Raw genomic sequence first — 18,635 nt, 5'->3', positions numbered from 1 at the left:
TATCAGGAGAAAATCCGGTCATTATTGCACCAAATCCTGCCATTCTCCGGCGCGCCGCCCCACGCGCAGGCTTGCGGGTGCCAGAATCGCGCATCTTCAAGCAAAGGGAACCACCATGAAAACCAAAGCAGCCGTAGCCTGGCGCGCAGGCGCGCCGCTCACCATCGAGGAAGTGGACCTGCAAGGCCCGCGCGCCGGCGAGGTGCTGATCGAACTCAAGGCCACCGGCATCTGCCATACCGACTACTACACGCTGTCCGGCGCCGATCCTGAAGGCATTTTCCCGGCGATTCTCGGCCATGAAGGCGCGGGCATCGTGGTCGATGTGGGCCCCGGCGTGACCACCCTGAAAAAAGACGACCACGTCATCCCGCTGTACACCCCGGAATGCCGCCAGTGCAAATTCTGCCTGTCGCGCAAGACCAACCTGTGCCAGGCCATCCGTTCCACGCAAGGCCGGGGCCTGATGCCAGACGCCACCAGCCGCTTCTCGCTCGACGGCAAGCCGCTGTTCCACTACATGGGCACCTCCACCTTTTCGAACTACATCGTGGTGCCGGAAATCGCGCTGGCGAAAATCCGCGAGGATGCGCCGTTCGACAAGGTTTGCTACATCGGATGCGGCGTAACCACCGGCGTGGGCGCCGTGGTGTTCTCGGCCAAGGTGGAAGCGGGCGCCAACGTGGTGGTGTTCGGCCTGGGCGGCATCGGCCTGAACGTGATCCAGGCGGCCAAGATGGTCGGCGCCGACAAGATCATCGGGGTCGATATCAACCCGAACCGCCAGGAGATGGCGCGCAAGTTCGGCATGACGCACTTCATCAACCCGAAAGACACGCCGAACGTGGTTGACCACATCGTGCAACTGACCGACGGCGGCGCCGACTACAGTTTCGAGTGCGTGGGCAACACGCAACTGATGCGCGAAGCGCTCGAGTGCACCCACAAGGGCTGGGGACAGTCGTTCATCATCGGCGTGGCGGCGGCCGGCCAGGAAATCTCGACCCGGCCGTTCCAGCTGGTGACGGGCCGCGAGTGGAAAGGTTCCGCGTTCGGCGGCGCCCGTGGCCGTACCGACGTGCCGAAGATCGTCGACTGGTACATGGACGGCAAGCTCAATATCGACGACCTGATCACGCACCGCCTGCCGCTCGAGCGTATCAACGAGGGCTTCGATTTGATGAAGTCCGGCGAGTCGATCCGCTCGGTCGTGCTGTATTAACCGGCCACGGGTAGCTGCGCGATCACCTTGATCTCGAACTGAAACCCGAACAACCACGTCACACCCACGCTCGTCAGGGTCGGGTGTGGCGCCTCGCCCCAGTACTCCGGTAGCACCTGCCATACCTTCTCGAAATTCTCTTCCATACAAACGTTTATTCAATACACGAATCAGTTGTATGTTGTCGAAAAAAATCAAACCACCTGTTGGATTTTTTGATCAGACGCTCTACCTCCAACCAGTTCATAAAAGATTTTCCCAACTTATTTTTTCTGGAAAAATTATCATTCTCTTCCGAATAATCCACCTCGTATTGACAAAAAATTATTCCAGGCGTATCAACTAACCACTGCCCACCAAACTGTTTTCCCGCATCCATATCAAAAGGAAAAACAAGAGGAAAATTTGCCGATACATAAAAACCACTTTTGAACCTGCATCTGGCCGAATAGCTCTCAGATGGACTCATTGCACTATCAAAGTTTGAAAAAATAATGTTCTGCTCATCTGTCGTTCGATGTTTGACAAAAGCCAGATAATTCTTTCCTGGAGAAAACAACCCAACTTGCGATGGCATGAAAAAATTAAAATTATCGGAACCACCCTTGAATGACTGAATGACTTTTGCACCATACAGAAACCCGCAAGCAGGCCTTTCCTTTACAGCTACATCCAGAACAGGAGAAATTGAAGTAACCTGTATTTTTGCCACAATCGATGATTCCGTCACAGCCTGCCTTAGTGTGGAGTAGCCGGATACTAAATGGATCTGTATCAAATCTTCAGCATGAGAGTTAAAAGACAGAAACAAAAACGCGGCCAGACAAAGACTCTTGGCGCTGACTCTTACCATTTCTTTCCCCCATTAATTTTGTTAGTCGCATTTGTGTCGAACTTTATTGTTCGACTACAGTAACACCTACGGCTTTGCCCCAACCTGTTGCGCCAGCCAGCGCTCGATGGTGGCTCGATGCTCCGGCGTAGTCAAGTGTACCTGCTGCGGATCGAGCACCAGTTCGCGCGGCGCGGTGATCACGTTGAACACCGCCAGCGTGGACGTAGGCGGCGTCACCATGTCGTTGAAACCGGCGTAGTACAGCACCGGCGCGCGCAGGCGGCGGGCGAAGTTGACGGTGTCGTAGTAGGCGCTGGTGGTTACCTTGGCGTCCACCGGCTGGTCTTGCACGCGGCCCTGGGCATCTTGCCGGAACAGGCCGGGCCAGCCGCCCGCGCGCCCGTGCAGGTAGCCGGTGACATCGCTGTAGGCCGGGTACGACGCGACGGTGGCGGTCACGCGCGCATCGAGCGCGCTGGCCATGATCGCCAGCTGCCCCCCCTGGCTGCCGCCTTGCGCCACCAGGTTCTTGCCGTCCCACTTCGGGTGCTGAGCGAGGTAGTCGAGCGCGCGCAAGGCGCCCAGGTACACGCGGCGATAGTAATAGGCGTTGCGGTTGTCGAGGTTATAGCGGTTGTAGCTCTCCAGCGCGCCGAAGTTGAGCTGCTCGTACAACTCGTCGGGCAGATTGACGGGAATGCCGTGGATGCCGATCTGCAGCGTGACGTAACCGTTGGCCGCCATCTCCGGCGTGCCCTTGTAGCCGCGCACCCCGGCGCCCGGCACTTGCAGCACGGCTGGATATGGCCCGGCGCCGCGCGGCACCGACAGCACGCCATAGATACGGGTGGGGCGCCCGCCCGGCGGCTGCGCCACGTTCTGGAAGGTCAGGTACGACACTTCCACCTGTTCGTTCGACAGCGCCGGCGCCGGCGTCAGCGTAAACTGCGGCGCCACGGCGGCCAGCGCGCGCTTTTGCGCCTGCCAGAACTGGTCGAAGTCCGCCGGCTCCGTTTGCACCGGCACGATGTTCTGCGGACTGAACGCGGCCGTGGCCCGGCCTTCCTGCACTTTTCCCTGCACGGTGGCCTTGACCAGCAGCCGCACGAAACCTGGTTGCGCGAGCGCCGTCGCAGGCAGGCTCAAACCCTGTTCCGGCACGATCGCCGTACGCTCGGCGCCTTCCAGCATGTCCGGCCCCAGGCGATAGGAAATGGTCACGCCTTCGGCCGGGTAGGGCGCGAGATTGAATTTGACGCGGAACGTCGCAGCCTGCCCGACCGCGTAGGTCCAGTCCGCACGGTCGAGACTCACTTGAAGTGTGGCGTCGGACGGGACGACGGCGACCGTGCCGATTTTGACGGGAGTACCGGCCAACGCCGGAGCGGCCACAATCAGGTGGGAGAAAGCCAGCAACGTGGCGGCGAGGGGCTTGGTAAAGGTCAGAGGTTTCATGCCGAAATAGTAGCGGGTGATATCCCCGGGATTGCTACGGCGGCGTGAACAATCACGGGATTGAGCGTTTTCGCACTGTGCAGTAATGTCAGTGCAGGACCGCAAAGCGCTTGGCAAGTGCCGACTGGCGCTTGTCCAGTGTCCATAACTTGGCCCCCGGCGTCATTAGTGTCGAAGTCAGCAAAGACATATCGACCAGGCCGCAACCTGAACCGAATAGCGCTTCCCGCTCGGTCAATCCTGTTGCAGCGGCTAGCGGAGCTGGTCTGGCTTCTGGCAGTACCCCTGTCATTTTGCAGATTCAGTTTGGCGGCGTGGCACATCTTTCATTCCCGGCGCTGCGCCCCCGAGCGCCGCCAGGCGCTTGGCGGCTTGCACCCGAATGAAGGTTTGAATCGCTTCCTGGAACAGTTGTCCTTTCTCCATGCCGGGGTCAGCCATTTCCAGCGCTTGCGCATACAACTCGTCGCTGATTGTCACCGTGGTTTGCATGGTGCTCTCCAGTCATTGTGGCCGAGGGCCATACTCGACGATTTTCGAAGCGTGCGCAAATATCAGGCAAACGAGCGTGGATGAGGCTGGCGCTACATGCTTCTAATGAGATACTATTCTCATTAGTAAACGCAACCATGTTGCGATTACAGTGTTTCTACCCCATCCGACCAGGAGAATTGCTTGACCATCGACAGTTTTCACCCGCCCGCGCAGGGCATCCAACCGGGCGGCCGCCCCGTGCTTGACGCCACCGCCGTGGTGGCCGGCTATGGCGGCAAGATCATTTTGCAGCAGCTCGATTTGCAGGTGCGCGCCGGCGAGATCTATGCGCTGCTGGGCGCCAATGGCGCTGGCAAGACTACCAGCGTCAGCCTGTTCCTTGGCTTTGTCGCGCCCACTGCCGGCACGGTCAAGGTGAACGGCTTCGATCCCGTGAGCGAACCGGGGCAGGCACGCCGCCACCTCGCTTATATCCCGGAGAATGTCGCCCTGTACGAGCATTTGAGCGCGCGCGAAAACGTCGGCTACCTGCTGCACCTGGCCGGCCAGCAGGAAGACGCCGCCGCCATCGACCAAGCCCTGGGCGCCGCCGGCCTCGATGCGGCGGCGTTCGACCGCCGCGTGGCCGGCTTCTCGAAGGGCATGCGGCAGAAGGTGGCGATCGCGCTGGCCCTGGCGCGCAAGGTGCCGGCGCTGCTGCTCGACGAACCGACGTCCGGCCTCGATCCGCAAGCCACCTCGGAGTTCAACCGCCTGCTGGGCGTGTTGCGCGCCCAGGGCGTGGCGATCCTGATGGTGACCCACGACCTGCTCAGCGCCGCCGACGTCGCCGACCGCATCGGCTTCCTGGAAGCGGGGCGCCTGCGCGAGGAGGTGGCCGCCACCGGCGCCGACCGCTTCGATGTGCGCGCCCTGCACCGCCGCTATGCTGCCCAGGCGGCACCAGTGGCACCTGCGGCACCTGCCGCGCAGTCCGGCCAGGCAGCATGACCATGGCCGCTTCCATGATCAAACGCATCGCCTTGGAGGAATGGCGCGCACTGGCGCGCGACCGCGCCGCCGTCGTCGGCCTGCTGTTGTTGACTGTGCTGATGCTGGTGGCCGCGCTGACCGCGTACGAACAGCAGCGCGGCGCCAATGCCGAACGGGCGCGCTACCAGGCCCAGTCGAACCATGAATTCCAGGCCCAGCCCGACCGCCACCCGCACCGCATGGTCCACTACGGCCATTTCCTGTTCCGGCCGGTGAACCCGCTGGCGGCATTCGATCCGGGTATCGACGGTTACACCGGCAGCACGCTGTTCGTCGAAGGGCACCAGCAGAACAGCGCCAACTTCGGTGACGTGCGCCAGACCTCATTGCTGCTGCGCTTCGGCCAGTTGACGCCGGCGTTCGTGCTGCAGGTGCTGGCGCCGCTGCTGCTGGTGTTCTTCGGCCACGCGGCCGTGGCGCGCGAGCGCGAGTCGGGCACCTTGCGGGTGCTGCTGGCGCAGGGCGTGGCCAGCCGCCAGCTGGTGCTGGGCAAGCTGCTGGCGTTGTGCGGCTTTACCGCACTGATGCTGCTGCCGGCGCTGGCCGGCCTGGCCTGGATGGCCGCCAGCGGCCACGCACCGTGGCTGCCGGTGCTGCTGCTGGCCGCTGGCTATACCGGCTGGCTGCTGCTGTGGTCCTTGGGCGTGGTGCTGGTCTCGACCTTGTTTGCGCGTGGCCGCGACGCCTTGCTGGTGTTGCTGGCCGTGTGGACGGTAGCGGTGATCCTGCTGCCGCGCTGGATTCCTGATCTGGCCAGCAGCGCCGTGGCGCTGCCCACGCGTTACGAAAACGTCATCAACGTCCAGCGCGACTACCTGGCGCTGGGCGACTCGCACAACCCGCAGGATCCCAAGTTCGCCGCCTTCCGCGACGGCCTGCTCAAACAATACAACGTCACCCGCGTGGAAGACCTGCCGGTCAACCTGAAAGGGCTGGTGAGCATGGAAGGCGAACGCCGTTCGACGGAACTGTTCAACCGCTACGCTGCGGCCGGCATGGACCGGCAGCAGGCGCAGAGCCGCCTGATCGATCACGCCGGCTGGCTCAGTCCTGCGCTGGCGCTGCGGCGCCTGTCGATGACGGCCTCCGGCACCGACCTGGCCAGCTTCCGCAGCTTCCTCGAGCAGGGCGAAGCCTATCGCTACGCGCTGATCCAGGGCCTGAATAAACTGCATGCGGAAGAAGTGCACTACGCCGACGAAGGCCAGGCCGGCAAGGAAAACCGCATCTCGAACAGCCACTGGCAGGGCTTCCCGCCATTCCATTACCGCCAGGCGCAGGTGGATGAAATCCTGCTGCGCGCGGCGCCTGCCGGCGCCGCGCTGATCCTGTGGATACTGGCCCTGACGGGGCTGACCTGGTGGCTGGGTGGACGTTTGGGGAGGGCCGTGCGATGAATTTTTCCATAGATTGGCTCACTTTCGAATGGCGCCTGATCGCCCGTTCCCGCCTGTCGGTGGTGGCCTTGCTGCTGTTGCTGGTGTTATCCACGCTGTCGGTGTGGTCCGGCGTGCAGGAAGTGGCGCGCCAGCGCGACACCATTGCCCAACTGGCGGCCTTGCAGGCGCAGGACGCCGCTGTCGCGACCACGCGCAATGCCACCGGCGGCAACGCCGGCAGCGCCGCCTACTACACGTTCCACCACACCTGGGATGCACCGGCGGACGCCGCCTTCCTGGCGCTGGGCCTGCGCGACGTGGCGCCGTACGCGCTGCGCATCCGTGCGCTCGGCCTGCAGGCGCAGCTCTACGAAGGCGAGACCTTCAACCCGGAGGTGGCGCTGCCGGGCAGGTTCGACTTCGCCTTCGTGCTGATTTACCTCGCGCCGCTGTTCGTGATCGCGCTGCTGCACGACCTGGTGTCGAGCGAGCGGCAATCGGGCCGGCTGCGCATGCTGGCGGCCATGCCCGATGGCGGCCGCCTGTGGCGCCGCCGGGTGGCGCTGCGCTTCGCGCTGCTGCTGGCCTGCCTGGTCTTGCCGGTGCTGGCCGGCGCCGGGTGGGCCGGGCTTGACATGGGGGCGAGCGTCATCGTGCTGGCGGTGGCGGCCAGCTACCTGGCGTTCTGGATCGGCGTGTCGCTGCTGGTCGGGGCGCACGGCCGGCGCTCGGTCACCAATGCCACCGCGTTGATGGGCGTGTGGGCGGTGCTCACGCTGGTGTTGCCCACGCTGGCCAACGTTGCGCTTACCCGCGCCATTCCCGTGCACCAGGGCGTGGACCTGATGCTGGCGCAGCGCCAGGTGGTGCACGGCGCCTGGGAAGTGCCGCGCGACGAGACCATGCGCAAGTTCTATCTCGGCCACCCGCAATGGCAGCACAGCGCGCCGCTGCCGGAAGGGTTCCACTGGAAGTGGTATTTCGCATTCCACCAGCTGGGCGACGAGAGCGTGGCCGGGCAGGTGCAGCAATACCGCGCCGGGCTGCTGGCACGCCAGGCCTGGACCGACCGCCTGGGCTGGGTGCTGCCCGGCGTCGGTGTGCAGGCGGTGCTGCACCGGCTGGCCGCCACCGACCTGCCGGCGCAACTGGCGTACCAGCAGCGCATCAGCAGCTTCCACGAGGCGCTGCGCAATTTCTATTATGGCTACCTGTTTACCGACCTGCCGTTCGGACCGGCGCAGGCGGCCCACCAGCCGGTATTCGCGCCGGCGCCAGGCGCGGCGCCAGCCCCGTGGCGCGCGGCGGCAGCGGTATGCCTGCTGGCCTGGCTGGTATTTGCGGCCGGTGCCTGGCGGCTGGTGCGCATAAAAGGTGGTGGCGAACGCTGATCTGAAGCACTTTTTTGCCACTTTGTTTTATACTGCCACCCCGCATTGGGTTGAAGGGTGGCAGATGAGTGACAGCGACTTGCGCGAATTGCTGAATCGGCACTTCGCGGTCGAACAGGTGGATGCGGACGTGCTGCAGCAAATGGCAGGCATGGTGCGCGACTGGATGACGCCCGAGGGCAGGTCGCCGTATCCGGTCACGCCCATCGACCAGCTGCTGCCGCTGTTCGCCGAGCTGGCGCCGCCCGCGGGCGGCATGGCGCCTGTGCATGTGCTGGAAGAACTGCAACGCAAGCTGCTGCCCCATACCGCGCGCCTGAACCACCCCAAGTTCATCGGCCACATGACCCAGGCGCTGCCCTGGATGACGGTGCTGGTGGAAGCGCTCACTGCCACCCTGAACCAGAACCAGGTCAAGATCGAAACCGCCTACGCGTCCACCCTGGTGGAAAAACAGGTGCTCGGCTGGATGCACCGCATGGTCTATCGCGCGCCCGATGCGTTGTACGCGGACGCCATGCGCGCCAAAAACCACGCGCTGGGCAATATCGTCAATGGCGGCACCATGGGCAACCTGACCGCGCTGGCGGTGGCGCTCGAGCGTACCCTGCCCGGCGTGCGCAAGCATGGCATTTACGCGGCGATGCAGCAGTCCGGCCATCGCGGCCTGGCGGTGATCGCCTCGGCGCGCGCCCATTATTCGCTGAAAAAGGCGCTCGGCACGCTGGGCCTGGGCGAGGACGCGCTGTACCGCGTCCCGGTCGATGGCGACAACCGCATCGACCTGGCGGCCCTCGACGACACCATTGCCGCGCTCAGGCGCGACCGCATCCGCATCGTCGCCATCGTTGGCATTGCCGGCACCACCGAGACCGGCGCCATCGATCCGCTGGCGCAACTGGCTGCCATCGCGCAGCGCGAACAGGCCTGGTTCCACGTCGATGCCGCCTGGGGCGGGGCGCTGCTGATGGCCGAGCGTTTCCGGCCGCTGTATGCCGGCATCGAAGCGGCCGATTCGGTGGTGATCGACGGCCACAAGCTGTTCTGGGTGCCGATGGCGCAGGGCATGGTACTGTTGCGCGACCCGGCCAGCCTCGACCTGCTCAAACACAACGCCAACTACATCATCCGCAGCAATTCGGGCGACCTGGGACAGACTTCGCTGGAAGGCTCGCGCCGCTTCGATGCCTTGAAGCTGTGGGTGTCGTTCAAGCTGCTGGGGGAGGGCGGCTATGCCACGCTGCTCGGTCACGCCGCCAGCCTGGCTGCCGCCATGCGTGAACTGATCGCCGCCCAGCCCGATTTCGAACTGACCAGCAATTCGGACAATTTCATCCTGACCTACCGCTTCCTGCCGCCGGCACTGGGGCAGCGCCTGGCGCAATTGCTGGCCGCCGGCCGCGTGGATGAGGCGACCATCGTCAACCGCCAGGTCAATGAGCTCAATGCGCGCTTGCAGGAGCGGCAAAAGGCCAACGGCCACAGTTTCGTGTCGCGCACGGTGCTCGAGCGCGCACCGTTTGCCGATGGCATCACGGTGCTGCGCGTGGTGCTCAGCAATGTCCATACCACGCCGGCGCACTTGCGCGAAATCGTCGCCGAACAGCGCCAATTGGGCACGGCCCTACTGGCTACGGCGTGCTGAACTAGTCCGATTTGCCGGCGCTGCCACTATCGACCACGCCCGGGATGCCGCTGGTGGGACGCGCAAACTGGCCTTGCATGGCATCGACTCCGGTTTGCGGCCGCGCCAGCTCGCGCAATTCTTTGCGCTCGCTACGGATGTGGCTGGTATCCACGTCCAGGCGGCGGTCGCGCTGCTCCACCAGCCCGGGCCTGGCTTCGCCGTCGCGATTGAACGACCAGGCCAGCATCGGCTCGCCGAACGGCAGTGTGTCGTTGTGTTCGCCATGATGGCCCGTGTTCCAGATGTGCCAGGTTTTGCCATAGCTGTTCATCTTCGAGCGCATCAGCGATTTTTCCGCCGCCGCCGGCAGTCCGGGCGCGATCAGCTGGCCGCTGAGGATTTCACCGTTGTGCGGATGCCAGTACTTGCGCTCTGCTGCCGGCAGCGTGGCAAACAGTTTCTCCGAGATGATGTATTCGACCCCGTGCAGATTGGCGCTGCGGCTGCTGCCGTCGAATAATACACATTGGGCGAAGTCTTCGTTCTGCTGCTGGCAGTAATGGTGCGCTTCGATCTGGTTTTCCGGCATGTCGCGCATCGGGTGGAATCCCACCAGGTAAATATGGAAGCCCGGCAGCGGACCATTGCCCTGCAAGACTTTGGCCCCCAATTCGAGCGCGCGAGTGTGGGCCGACTTGTCGGCGCCCGGTGGGGCTGTCGGCTGGGCTTGGCAGGTCAGGGCTGCGGCAGCGAGGGCGCAGCCATTCAGGCGGGTGATGAGCTGGTACATGGCGGGTCTCCTTGGCTGAGAAAAGAGGGTCTTGCAAGTCTAGTCACAGCAGGCCGACAACGTCGCCCGCATGGCGCATGGCCGATGCCGTGGTTGAAATCCTTCCTTTAAGAAATAAAAGTGGCGCTCAATTCTTAGACTGATTTACAATCGTTCGCGCTAATCACCACGCAAATCGACGCCCAGATGAACGTAGATTCACAGGTTTTTATTCTTTTTTCGCTCGGGGTCGATCTCGTCCTGTGCATGGTGCTGGTGTTTTTGTGGTGGCGCCACAACGATGAAAAGCACGCGCTGGCCTGGGCCGTCGGTCAGTTTGCGCTCTCGTTCGGCATTGTCTGCTGGAGCCTCGGCCCCCAGTACCTGCCCAAGACCGTACTGGCCGCGCTCACGCTGACGGTCAGCGTGGCCGGTTTCTGGGCCGGTACCGAAGCCTTCCTTGGAAAATTGAACCCGGCGCGGCTGCGGCGCGCGGCCGCTGTGTCCGTCGGACTTGGTTTTGCCTGCTATGGCGTATTCGTCGCCATCGGTCATTCCCGGTCGATTGCATCGGTGATTGCCGGTATCTATGGCCTCACTTTCCTGTGGATCGGCTGGCGCCTGTTGAGCCAGCGTTCCGGCTACCGCTTGCTGGCGGTGGTGTTCGTGCTGCGTGGCGTGTTCAACCTGGCCAACGGCATGCACCTGGTGCCGCAGCTGATCGAGCTGTGGCTGATCTGGTCGTTCCTGGTCAAGTCGGTCTCGATGCTGTGCCTGATCCACGCGGTGCAGGACAAGATCCAGCGCCGCTACACCCACGCCATCGACAGCCTGGGCAAAGGCTTCCTGGTCTATGACCGCGACGGCGTGATCCGCACCGCCAATCAACGTTGCGTCCGCTTGCTGGGCGCGCCCGGTATGCGGCAACTAATCGGCAGCAATATCGGCGACTGGATGACGGGCGTCACCCGCACTACGGTGGCCGGCCATTTCCAGCGCTTTGCCAGCGCCGCCACCTATCCCTACGTGGAGACCACGGTATTTCGCCACGGGACCGAATTCGAGCTGCCGGTGGAGCTGATCGCCTCGCCGCACTACGAGCGCGGCCAGCTGTTGTGCATGATGCTGGTGATGGACATCACCGACCGCAAGAAAAAAGACGATCAGCTCTACCGCGCCGCCCACTACGACAGTGTCACCGGCACCCTCAACCGCCACGGCCTGGGCATCGAACTGGACCAGGCGCTGGTCCGCGCCCGCGACGCCGGCCAGCAGTGCGCGGTGCTGTTCATCGACATCGACAAGTTCAAGCGCATCAACGATTCGTTCGGCCACGCCACCGGCGACCAATTGCTGCGCCAGATGGCGGCGCGGCTGCGCAGTTGCGTGGGCGACGGCGATTTGCTGGGCCGTTTCGGCGGCGACGAATTCGTGGTGGTGCTGCCGGGACTGGCCGCCGGCATGGCGCCGACGCAGGCCGCTGCCTGTGGCGAGCGAATCTTGCACGCGCTGGGGGGCAGCTTCGACCTGGCGCCGCACGCCATCACGGTGTCGGCCAGCATCGGCGTGGCCTGCCAGGGCAGCGACGGCGACGAGGCCGATACCCTGGTGCGCAACGCCGATATTGCCATGCACGACGTCAAGAAATCGGGCCGGGGAGCGTTGCGGTTATTCGACGCCGGCATGAGCGCCTACGCGCGCGAAGCGCTGGTGATCGACGGCGCGCTGCGCGGGGCGATTGCCGCCAGTGAGCTGCGGCTGGTCTATCAGCCGATCGTCGATGCCCGCACCGGCCGCATGGACAAGGTGGAAGCCCTGCTGCGCTGGCAGAGCGCGACCCTCGGCCACGTGGGGCCCGACCGCTTCATCCCGGTGGCCGAGGACAGCGGCCTGGTCATCGACCTCGGTGCCTGGGTGCTGGCCGAGGCGTGCCGCCAGCTGGGCGCGTGGCGCGACCAGTTGCCGCACCTGGCGGTCAGCATCAATGTCTCGGCCCGGCAGTTGCTCGATCCGGCGTTCCTCTTGCTGGTGGAGCAGGCGCTGGCCGCACACGGCCTGGCGCCGCAGCGGCTGGAACTGGAGCTGACCGAGCGGGTACTGATCGGTAACGGCGAACAGGTACGGGCGGCGCTGGGGCGGCTGCGCGAGCTGGGCGTGAGCATTTCGCTCGACGACTTCGGCACCGGTTATTCGTCGCTTAGCTATCTGACCCAGTTCGAGATCAACACACTCAAGATCGACCGCAGTTTTGTGACCGGCATGGTGGACAGCCCGCGCAGCCACGCGCTGGTGGCGACCATCGTCGCCATGGGGCAGAGCCTGGGACTGCAACTGGTGGCCGAGGGCGTGGAAACCGCCGGCCAGGCCGACGCGCTCGATGCGATGGGTTGCCACTACCTGCAGGGCTACCATATCTCGCGGCCGGTGGCCGCCGCCGACCTGCTGCGGTTTGCGGCGCAGCGCCGCGAGAGCAACCGCTGACAGCAGTCACCGCTGGTGCCGGCAGCCGGTTGGGCGGGGGTTATGGCTTGGGATCGGCCATGACGTACGGCGTAACACCCTCGGCGCGCAGGGTGACAGTGCGCACGGGGCGGTTGCGGACGCTTTCCGGGCATTTCTGCAGTGCCTTGGCAACCGCGCCGTCCCGCGCACCGGACAGCAGCAGCACGCCCGGCGCGGGCAAACTCATACCGAACAGGTTCTTGCCCCTGGCGGCGGTGATCTTCAGGGTGCCGATATCGACCACTTCCCCTTCAGCGAGCGTGAAGGGCACGTTGAACTGCTGTTCCTTGCTCATCGAATAGCCGCTGCCGCCCCCTGCAAAATTGTAGAAATTGTAGGCGAACACGCTGTACCGGCCAGCCGGCAGGGTGTGGCAAAAATAGATGCCATTTTCGCGTCGTTCCATGTTGGCGAAGTCAAGCGCCGTGTCATCGCCGAACGTTTTTCCGGTAACGATGCCAAACCCGGAATCAAAGTCCTTGTCATCCACATTGCGGTAAGAGGTCGAAATGGAATTGAACAACTGGCGGCACTGGTCCTTGTTCCGTTCGCAGCCGACTGCATAGGTGCCGATCACATACGCGAGTTTTGCTTCGGGAATCGCGGCAAGGCGCTGGGCGCGCTGCTCGGCCAGGTTGCTGCAGCCACTGATCAATAAAACGCCGGCCAATGCCGGCACAAATATTTTGCTATGCATCGATGATTTTCTTGATAAAACGGGGGAGGCCGCCATCGTAACGCACGGCAGGCTATAACGCCAACAAGTCACCTGCGCCAGTTATAAAATCATAAATCAGCAGCGCCTCGCCGGTTGCCTCTGCGCTCACGACCAGTTCACCGGCGGTATTCCAGATACCCGATTGTCCGGCGCCCACGAAGTTATCGGCCGGCCCCACGCAATTGGCCATCAATACGGTCATCGCGTGCTGCCTGGCGATAGCCGGATAATGTGCATACGCGGCAGCGACGCCGCGTGCTGACTTGGCCACGCTGGCGAAATAGATGTGCGCGCCCGCGTCTGCCGCCTGCTGCGCATGGTTCGGTTGCAACGACTCGTAGCAGATGGCCGGCGCCAATACCTGGTGCCCGAAAGTGAATAGCTGCTGCCGCGTGCTAGGTACGAAAAATGGCAGTTCATCGGCATGCAACAGCTGCTTGGCATAGACGCGGCGCGCCACGCCCGGTTGAAAGGCGATCATGCCGATCTCGATGCCGTCGTTGGCGCGCATGGGCGCACCGACGGCAATCAGCATGCCGAGGCGATCGCTCAGGCGCTGAAATTCATCGAGGCGCCGGTCGGACGCCTGCAGCGCCAGCGTTTCGGCCAGCCCGGGCTCATATCCGGTCAGCGAAAGTTCCGGAAAATAGATGCCATCGGCGCCGTGGTCGGCAGCGCGTTCCACCAATTGCACATGCTTGACGATATTTTTATCGATATCGCCAGCCATCGACGCGATTTGTGCAGCAGCGAGCTTCATAAGGATTCCTCTGTCACTGGTTCGGCGCCGTTGCTGCCGCGCGGGCGATGCATCCGTCGTCAGGAAAATGGATCACGGTGCGACGGTCGAAGATTGTGCCAGTTTCCACCGCCGGCTCGGGTAGTCGATGGTAACCACCCGGTCTCCCAGCGGCTTCAACCCGAGCACGCCGATCAGCCGCACGGGCGCGTCAAACCCCTGGTTCACGCAATACGCAGCCGTCACCGCGCCCACTGCGACGGCCCCCACGCTAAAGTCGCCAGCGGCCCCGGTCTCGTAGCAATCGACCTCGCGGCCCCAGCTCCTGACCGAGTATTTGCGTACCTTGTCGCTGGCTTGGAGCGGCGCGTTGCCGGTGAGCGCTGCCCATTCCTCGGCCCTGGTGGCGGTGAGGCCGAAGCGGGTGGCGCCGGTGTCGAGCAGGGCGTAGCCGGGTGCGCGGCCATGCTGCGCGACCTCGACCAGCGGATGGCCGCCGGTGCCGGTCCAGCGCGCGTAGAACAGCGGCTGGGCGCTGGCGTCGTTCGCCAGCAGCGGTTGCGGCGCATAGGACAGGCGGGCGCCGCCCAGGTCGAGCGTGAGCGTGCCTTGTTCGAAAAAAGCGTTGCCCAGGCTGGCGATCACGGTCTGCTTGCAAAGCGCGGTGGTCAGCCGCGCCAGGATGGCCGGTTCGGCACTGGCGTATGCGCGCGCCCCCGCGATTTCCACCAGCACCTTGCGTGCTTCGGCAGCGGCCGGCGCCTGGGGGGCGCCCGGCTGCGCGTGCCAGATCACGCCGCCATTGGCGCCGGTGTCGAGCTGGGCGTAGCAATCGATGCCGTCGATGGTGACCGGCAGCACCACGCCCAGCCGCTCCACCGGCCCGCCTTGCAAGCTGCCCATCTGCCAGTGGAATGCCTGCCAGTCGGTGGCCTGGGTGGACAGTGGCAGACAGGAGAGCAGCAGCGGAAGAGCCAGGCGCATAAACGGGATCGACAGACAAAGGGCGATGTTAGCAGTTTTTTATCTCGGTCACCCTACGGTCATGTTTAACGCACGCCCGAACCGCCATCCTTGCCCGGCCCGCCGTCAATGCGGCGGCTGCCCAGCGTGGTCGCGTATTCGTGGGTGAACAGGGCGCCGAAAAAGAAGATCTGCGCCGAATAATAAATCCACGTGATCAGCGCGACGATGGAGCCGGCTGCGCCGTAAGAGCTGCTGAAGTCGCCGTGGCCGAGGTACAGCCCGATCAGCACTTTACCGACCAAAAACAGCAGCGCGGTCAGGATGGCGCCCACGATCACGTCGCCCCAGGCGATGCGGGTGGCGGGCAGGTACTTGTACACGAACGCGAACACCACGGTAATGATGATCATCGACAGCGCCGAAAACGCGTATTGCAGGATCTTGCCCGGATCGGTGGGATCGGCCCAGCTGCTCTGGAACGCCGCCAGGCCGGCATTGATCGACAGCGACATCATCAGCATCAGCGCCAGCACCATCAACAGGCCGAACGACAGGAAGCGTTCGCGGATGAACAGCCACACGCCCGAGCCCTGCGACGGCGGAATCTGCCACAGTTCGTCCAGGCTTTCCTTGAGTTCCGCGAACGCGCTGGTGGCCGTGACCAGCACGATCACGCCGGAAATGATGCTGGCCGCCAGGCTGCCATCGGCCTGGCGCGCACCCGCAATGATCACCTTTAGAGCTTCGCTGCCCTGGGAGCCGGTCAGGCCGCCCAGTTCCGTCAGCAGCGCGGTGCGCACCACGTCCTCGTCAAAAAACAGGCTGGCCAGCGCCACCACCAGCATCAGCATCGGCGCCAGCGAAAACAGCACGTACAAAGTCAGCGCCGCGCCCTTGCTGGCGGCGCGGCGGTCGAGCCAGGCCATGGCAGCCGACTTGGCCATCTGCGCGACCGCGTACAGCCAGGCAGACAGGCCACCCTGCTTGACACGCAGGGCGATTTGGCGGCGGTTACGGGCGACGGGGTCATCCTGATCGATGGTGGTGGTAGTCATGGATTTAACAATTGGTGGCAATAAGCGCATGGTCGCCGCCAGCGCATTTTGCGGTCGGTGCGCACGCGCACGGAAGCGGGAAGGGCGGTACAGCACACTGGAATCCAACCAAGCCGATCACTAAGCCCAGGACCTCCGATGACCAAAGTAACGCACGCCGAACCCTATCCCCATCCCGCCGGCGGCTGGGGCTCCGTCAAGGAAGTCGGTACCATACTGCTCGAAGAAGGTGTGCTGCTCAAGGGCGGCAACATCATGCTGCACCAAAACAAGGCCGAGGGCTATGCGTGCGTGGGCTGCGCCTGGGCCAAGCCCGCCAATCCGCATCCATTCGAATTTTGCGAAAGCGGCGCCAAGGCCACGGCCTGGGAAATCACCAGCAAAAGCGTCGGCATCGACTTCTTCCATCAGCATACGCTCACTGAATTGCGCACCTGGTCCGACCACCAGCTCGAGGCCGTGGGCCGCCTGACCGTGCCGCTGCGCTGGGACCCGGCCAGCGACCGCTACGTGGAAGTGGCGTGGGAATCGGCGTTCGACGAAATCGGCCGCGAGTTACAGGCGCTCGATCCCAAGAGCGCAGTGTTTTACGCATCCGGCCGCGCCTCGCTGGAAACCTCGTATATGTACCAGCTGGCCGCGCGCCTGTACGGTAACAACAATCTGCCGGACAGCTCGAACATGTGCCACGAAAGCACCTCGGTGGCGCTGCCCAAGACTATCGGCGTGCCGATCGGCACGGTCAATCTCGACGATTTCGAACAGACCGACTGCATCCTGTTCTTCGGTCAGAACGTGGGCACCAACAGCCCGCGCATGTTGCACCAGTTGCAGGCCGCCCGCAAACAGGGCGTGCCCGTGATTACCTTCAATCCCTTGCGCGAGACCGGCCTGCTGTCGTTCGCCAATCCGCAATCGCCGGCCGAGATGCTGAGCACCGCCGAAACGCAGATCAGCACCCAGTACCTGCAAGTGAAAGCAGGCGGCGACAGCGCTGCCCTCATGGGCCTGTGCAAGGTGCTGATCGAGCGCGACGACGCGGCGCAGGCAACCGGCGGCGCGCGCGTGCTCGATGCCGCGTTCATTGCCGAGCACACGGCCGGCCTCGACGAATTCGCTGCCACGGTACGCGCCACGTCGTGGGCTGCCATCGAGGGCGAGTCGGGCCTGGCGCGCGCGGCGCTGGAAGAAGCGGCAGCCACCTATACCGCTGCCAAGCGCGTGATCGCGGTCTATGGCATGGGCCTCACCCAGCACCGGCACGGTGTGCAGAACGTCGAGATGGTGTCCAACCTGCTGCTCTTGCGCGGCAATATCGGCAAACCGGGCGCCGGCATCTGCCCGGTGCGCGGCCACTCCAATGTGCAGGGCCAGCGCACGGTGGGCATCACCGAGAAACCGAAGCTGGCGCCGCTCGATCAGCTGGAAAAACAGTACGGCTTCGCGCCGCCGCGTGACGAGGGCTTGAATACCGTGACCGCTTGCCGCGCCATGATGGATGGTTCCGTCAAGGCGTTCGTCGGCCTGGGCGGCAACTTCCTGCGCGCCGCGCCCGATACCGACCGCCTGGAACCGGCGTGGTCACAACTGCGCCTGAACGTGCAGATCGCCACCAAGCTCAATCGCAGCCACGTGGTGCCGGGCGCCGTCAATTACCTGCTGCCCTGCCTGGGCCGGATCGAGATCGACCGGCAGGCGGGCGGTGAGCAGTCGGTGGCGGTGGAAGACAGCACCGGTTACATGCACGGCTCGCGCGGCCGCGCCGAACCGGCCGCCGACACGCTGTGGTCGGAACCGGCCATCGTGGCCGGACTGGCGCAAGCGATGCTGCCGCCCGAACGCGCCGCGCTGGTGCCGTGGGCCGACTGGGTGGCCGATTACAGCCGCATCCGCGACGCCATCGCGGTGACCTTCCCCGACATTTTCAAGGATTTCAATGCGCGCATGTGGCAGCCGGGCGGTTTTCGCCGTCCGGTGCCGGCTGCGCACCGCGAATGGAAAACCCCGAACGGCCGCGCCAATTTCATTGCCCCGGCCACGCTGGAGGAAGACCCGGACCAAAGGCCAATTGACGGCGACGTGCTGCGCCTGTTTACCATCCGCAGCGACAGCCAGTTCAATACCACCGTGTACAACGAGGACGACCGCTTCCGCGGCATTTATGGCGGCCGCAAGGTCTTGCTGGTCAACCTGGCAGACATTGCCCGCCTGGGCCTGGCGGAAGGAGATATGGTGGACGTGCACGGCGTGACCGATGACGGGGTGGTCCGCACCGTGCCGGGTTTGAAACTGGTCGGCTATGACGTGCCGCCAGGCTGCATCGCCGGCTATTACCCGGAATGCAATCCGCTGCTGCCGCTCGAACACCATGCACTCGAGAGCATGGTGCCGGCCGCCAAGGCAATTTCAGTGCGGTTGATGGCAGCGGCGGGATAACTGCCGCAAAATCA

Annotated in this window: 15 protein-coding genes and 1 pseudogene; 7 read left to right on the top strand and 9 right to left on the bottom strand. The window is 64.0% G+C overall.

Annotated features, from left to right (window positions below; genetic code table 11):
• The first annotated feature begins 115 nt into the window (after positions 1 to 115).
• On the top strand, positions 116 to 1,222 hold the full coding sequence (locus SR858_RS13470) for an S-(hydroxymethyl)glutathione dehydrogenase/class III alcohol dehydrogenase (RefSeq protein ID WP_152880079.1): 1,107 nt from the start codon (positions 116 to 118) through the stop codon (positions 1,220 to 1,222).
• Here the strand turns inward: SR858_RS13470 and SR858_RS13465 are convergent.
• The 4 genes and pseudogenes from SR858_RS13465 to SR858_RS13445 form a co-directional block, all read right to left on the bottom strand.
• Positions 1,219 to 1,356 (bottom strand): annotated as a pseudogene (locus tag SR858_RS13465) (endoribonuclease L-PSP); the annotation flags it as partial. The gene SR858_RS13470 and the pseudogene SR858_RS13465 sit on opposite strands and share 4 nt — an antisense overlap.
• A gap of 20 nt (positions 1,357 to 1,376) precedes the next feature.
• Positions 1,377 to 1,934, bottom strand: coding sequence for a hypothetical protein (locus SR858_RS13460; protein WP_154819830.1), 558 nt, complete (start codon positions 1,932 to 1,934; stop codon positions 1,377 to 1,379).
• A gap of 207 nt (positions 1,935 to 2,141) precedes the next feature.
• Positions 2,142 to 3,512 carry an acetylxylan esterase gene (locus SR858_RS13455; protein WP_019921315.1) on the bottom strand — a complete coding sequence of 457 codons (1,371 nt, stop codon included), beginning with the start codon at positions 3,510 to 3,512 and terminating at the stop codon, positions 2,142 to 2,144.
• A gap of 288 nt (positions 3,513 to 3,800) precedes the next feature.
• Positions 3,801 to 4,004: a DUF2191 domain-containing protein gene (locus SR858_RS13445; protein WP_019921314.1), complete on the bottom strand. Its 204-nt coding sequence runs from the start codon at positions 4,002 to 4,004 to the stop codon at positions 3,801 to 3,803.
• Positions 4,005 to 4,187: 183 nt separating this feature from the next.
• Between SR858_RS13445 and SR858_RS13440 the strand changes: the two genes are divergently transcribed.
• The 4 genes from SR858_RS13440 to SR858_RS13425 all read left to right on the top strand — a co-directional run bounded on the left by SR858_RS13440 (position 4,188) and on the right by SR858_RS13425 (position 9,454).
• A complete protein-coding gene (locus SR858_RS13440; protein ID WP_019921313.1) occupies positions 4,188 to 4,997 on the top strand; it encodes an ABC transporter ATP-binding protein in 810 nt (269 codons plus the stop codon).
• Between the two features lie 14 nt (positions 4,998 to 5,011).
• Complete coding sequence (locus tag SR858_RS13435) at positions 5,012 to 6,436, top strand: ABC transporter permease (protein ID WP_154819829.1); 1,425 nt, start codon at positions 5,012 to 5,014, stop codon at positions 6,434 to 6,436.
• Positions 6,433 to 7,809 (top strand): ABC transporter permease, encoded by a 1,377-nt coding sequence (locus tag SR858_RS13430; protein WP_019921311.1) that lies wholly within the window; start codon positions 6,433 to 6,435, stop codon positions 7,807 to 7,809. Before SR858_RS13435 ends, SR858_RS13430 begins: the two co-directional genes overlap by 4 nt.
• A 64-nt stretch (positions 7,810 to 7,873) precedes the next feature.
• On the top strand, positions 7,874 to 9,454 hold the full coding sequence (locus SR858_RS13425; RefSeq protein ID WP_019921310.1) for an aminotransferase class V-fold PLP-dependent enzyme: 1,581 nt from the start codon (positions 7,874 to 7,876) through the stop codon (positions 9,452 to 9,454).
• Position 9,455: 1 nt separating this feature from the next.
• Here SR858_RS13425 and SR858_RS13420 read toward each other — a convergent pair whose 3' ends face one another.
• Positions 9,456 to 10,226: an OBAP family protein gene (locus SR858_RS13420; protein ID WP_019921309.1), complete on the bottom strand. Its 771-nt coding sequence runs from the start codon at positions 10,224 to 10,226 to the stop codon at positions 9,456 to 9,458.
• A gap of 186 nt (positions 10,227 to 10,412) precedes the next feature.
• Between SR858_RS13420 and SR858_RS13415 the strand changes: the two genes are divergently transcribed.
• A complete protein-coding gene (locus tag SR858_RS13415) occupies positions 10,413 to 12,686 on the top strand; it encodes a putative bifunctional diguanylate cyclase/phosphodiesterase (RefSeq protein ID WP_019921308.1) in 2,274 nt (757 codons plus the stop codon).
• Between the two features lie 40 nt (positions 12,687 to 12,726).
• Here SR858_RS13415 and SR858_RS13410 read toward each other — a convergent pair whose 3' ends face one another.
• From SR858_RS13410 to SR858_RS13395, 4 genes are all read right to left on the bottom strand, one after another.
• Positions 12,727 to 13,404: a hypothetical protein gene (locus SR858_RS13410; protein WP_019921307.1), complete on the bottom strand. Its 678-nt coding sequence runs from the start codon at positions 13,402 to 13,404 to the stop codon at positions 12,727 to 12,729.
• A 52-nt stretch (positions 13,405 to 13,456) separates the two neighbouring features.
• Positions 13,457 to 14,185 carry a carbon-nitrogen hydrolase family protein gene (locus SR858_RS13405; protein WP_019921306.1) on the bottom strand — a complete coding sequence of 243 codons (729 nt, stop codon included), beginning with the start codon at positions 14,183 to 14,185 and terminating at the stop codon, positions 13,457 to 13,459.
• Positions 14,186 to 14,257: 72 nt separating this feature from the next.
• Positions 14,258 to 15,148: a hypothetical protein gene (locus tag SR858_RS13400; protein WP_019921305.1), complete on the bottom strand. Its 891-nt coding sequence runs from the start codon at positions 15,146 to 15,148 to the stop codon at positions 14,258 to 14,260.
• Positions 15,149 to 15,213: 65 nt separating this feature from the next.
• Complete coding sequence (locus SR858_RS13395) at positions 15,214 to 16,185, bottom strand: YihY/virulence factor BrkB family protein (RefSeq protein WP_019921304.1); 972 nt, start codon at positions 16,183 to 16,185, stop codon at positions 15,214 to 15,216.
• A gap of 138 nt (positions 16,186 to 16,323) precedes the next feature.
• On the opposite strand from SR858_RS13395, the gene SR858_RS13390 reads away from it, so the two are divergent.
• The gene (locus SR858_RS13390; RefSeq protein WP_019921303.1) at positions 16,324 to 18,621 is read left to right on the top strand and encodes an FdhF/YdeP family oxidoreductase; all 2,298 of its coding nucleotides are present in this window, start codon (positions 16,324 to 16,326) and stop codon (positions 18,619 to 18,621) included.
• Positions 18,622 to 18,635: the final 14 nt, after the last annotated feature.

It is taken from the genome of Duganella zoogloeoides (assembly GCF_034479515.1).
GTDB classification, from domain to species: Bacteria; Pseudomonadota; Gammaproteobacteria; order Burkholderiales; family Burkholderiaceae_D; genus Rugamonas; species Rugamonas zoogloeoides.
This window is presented reverse-complemented; position numbering and strand designations above follow the sequence as displayed.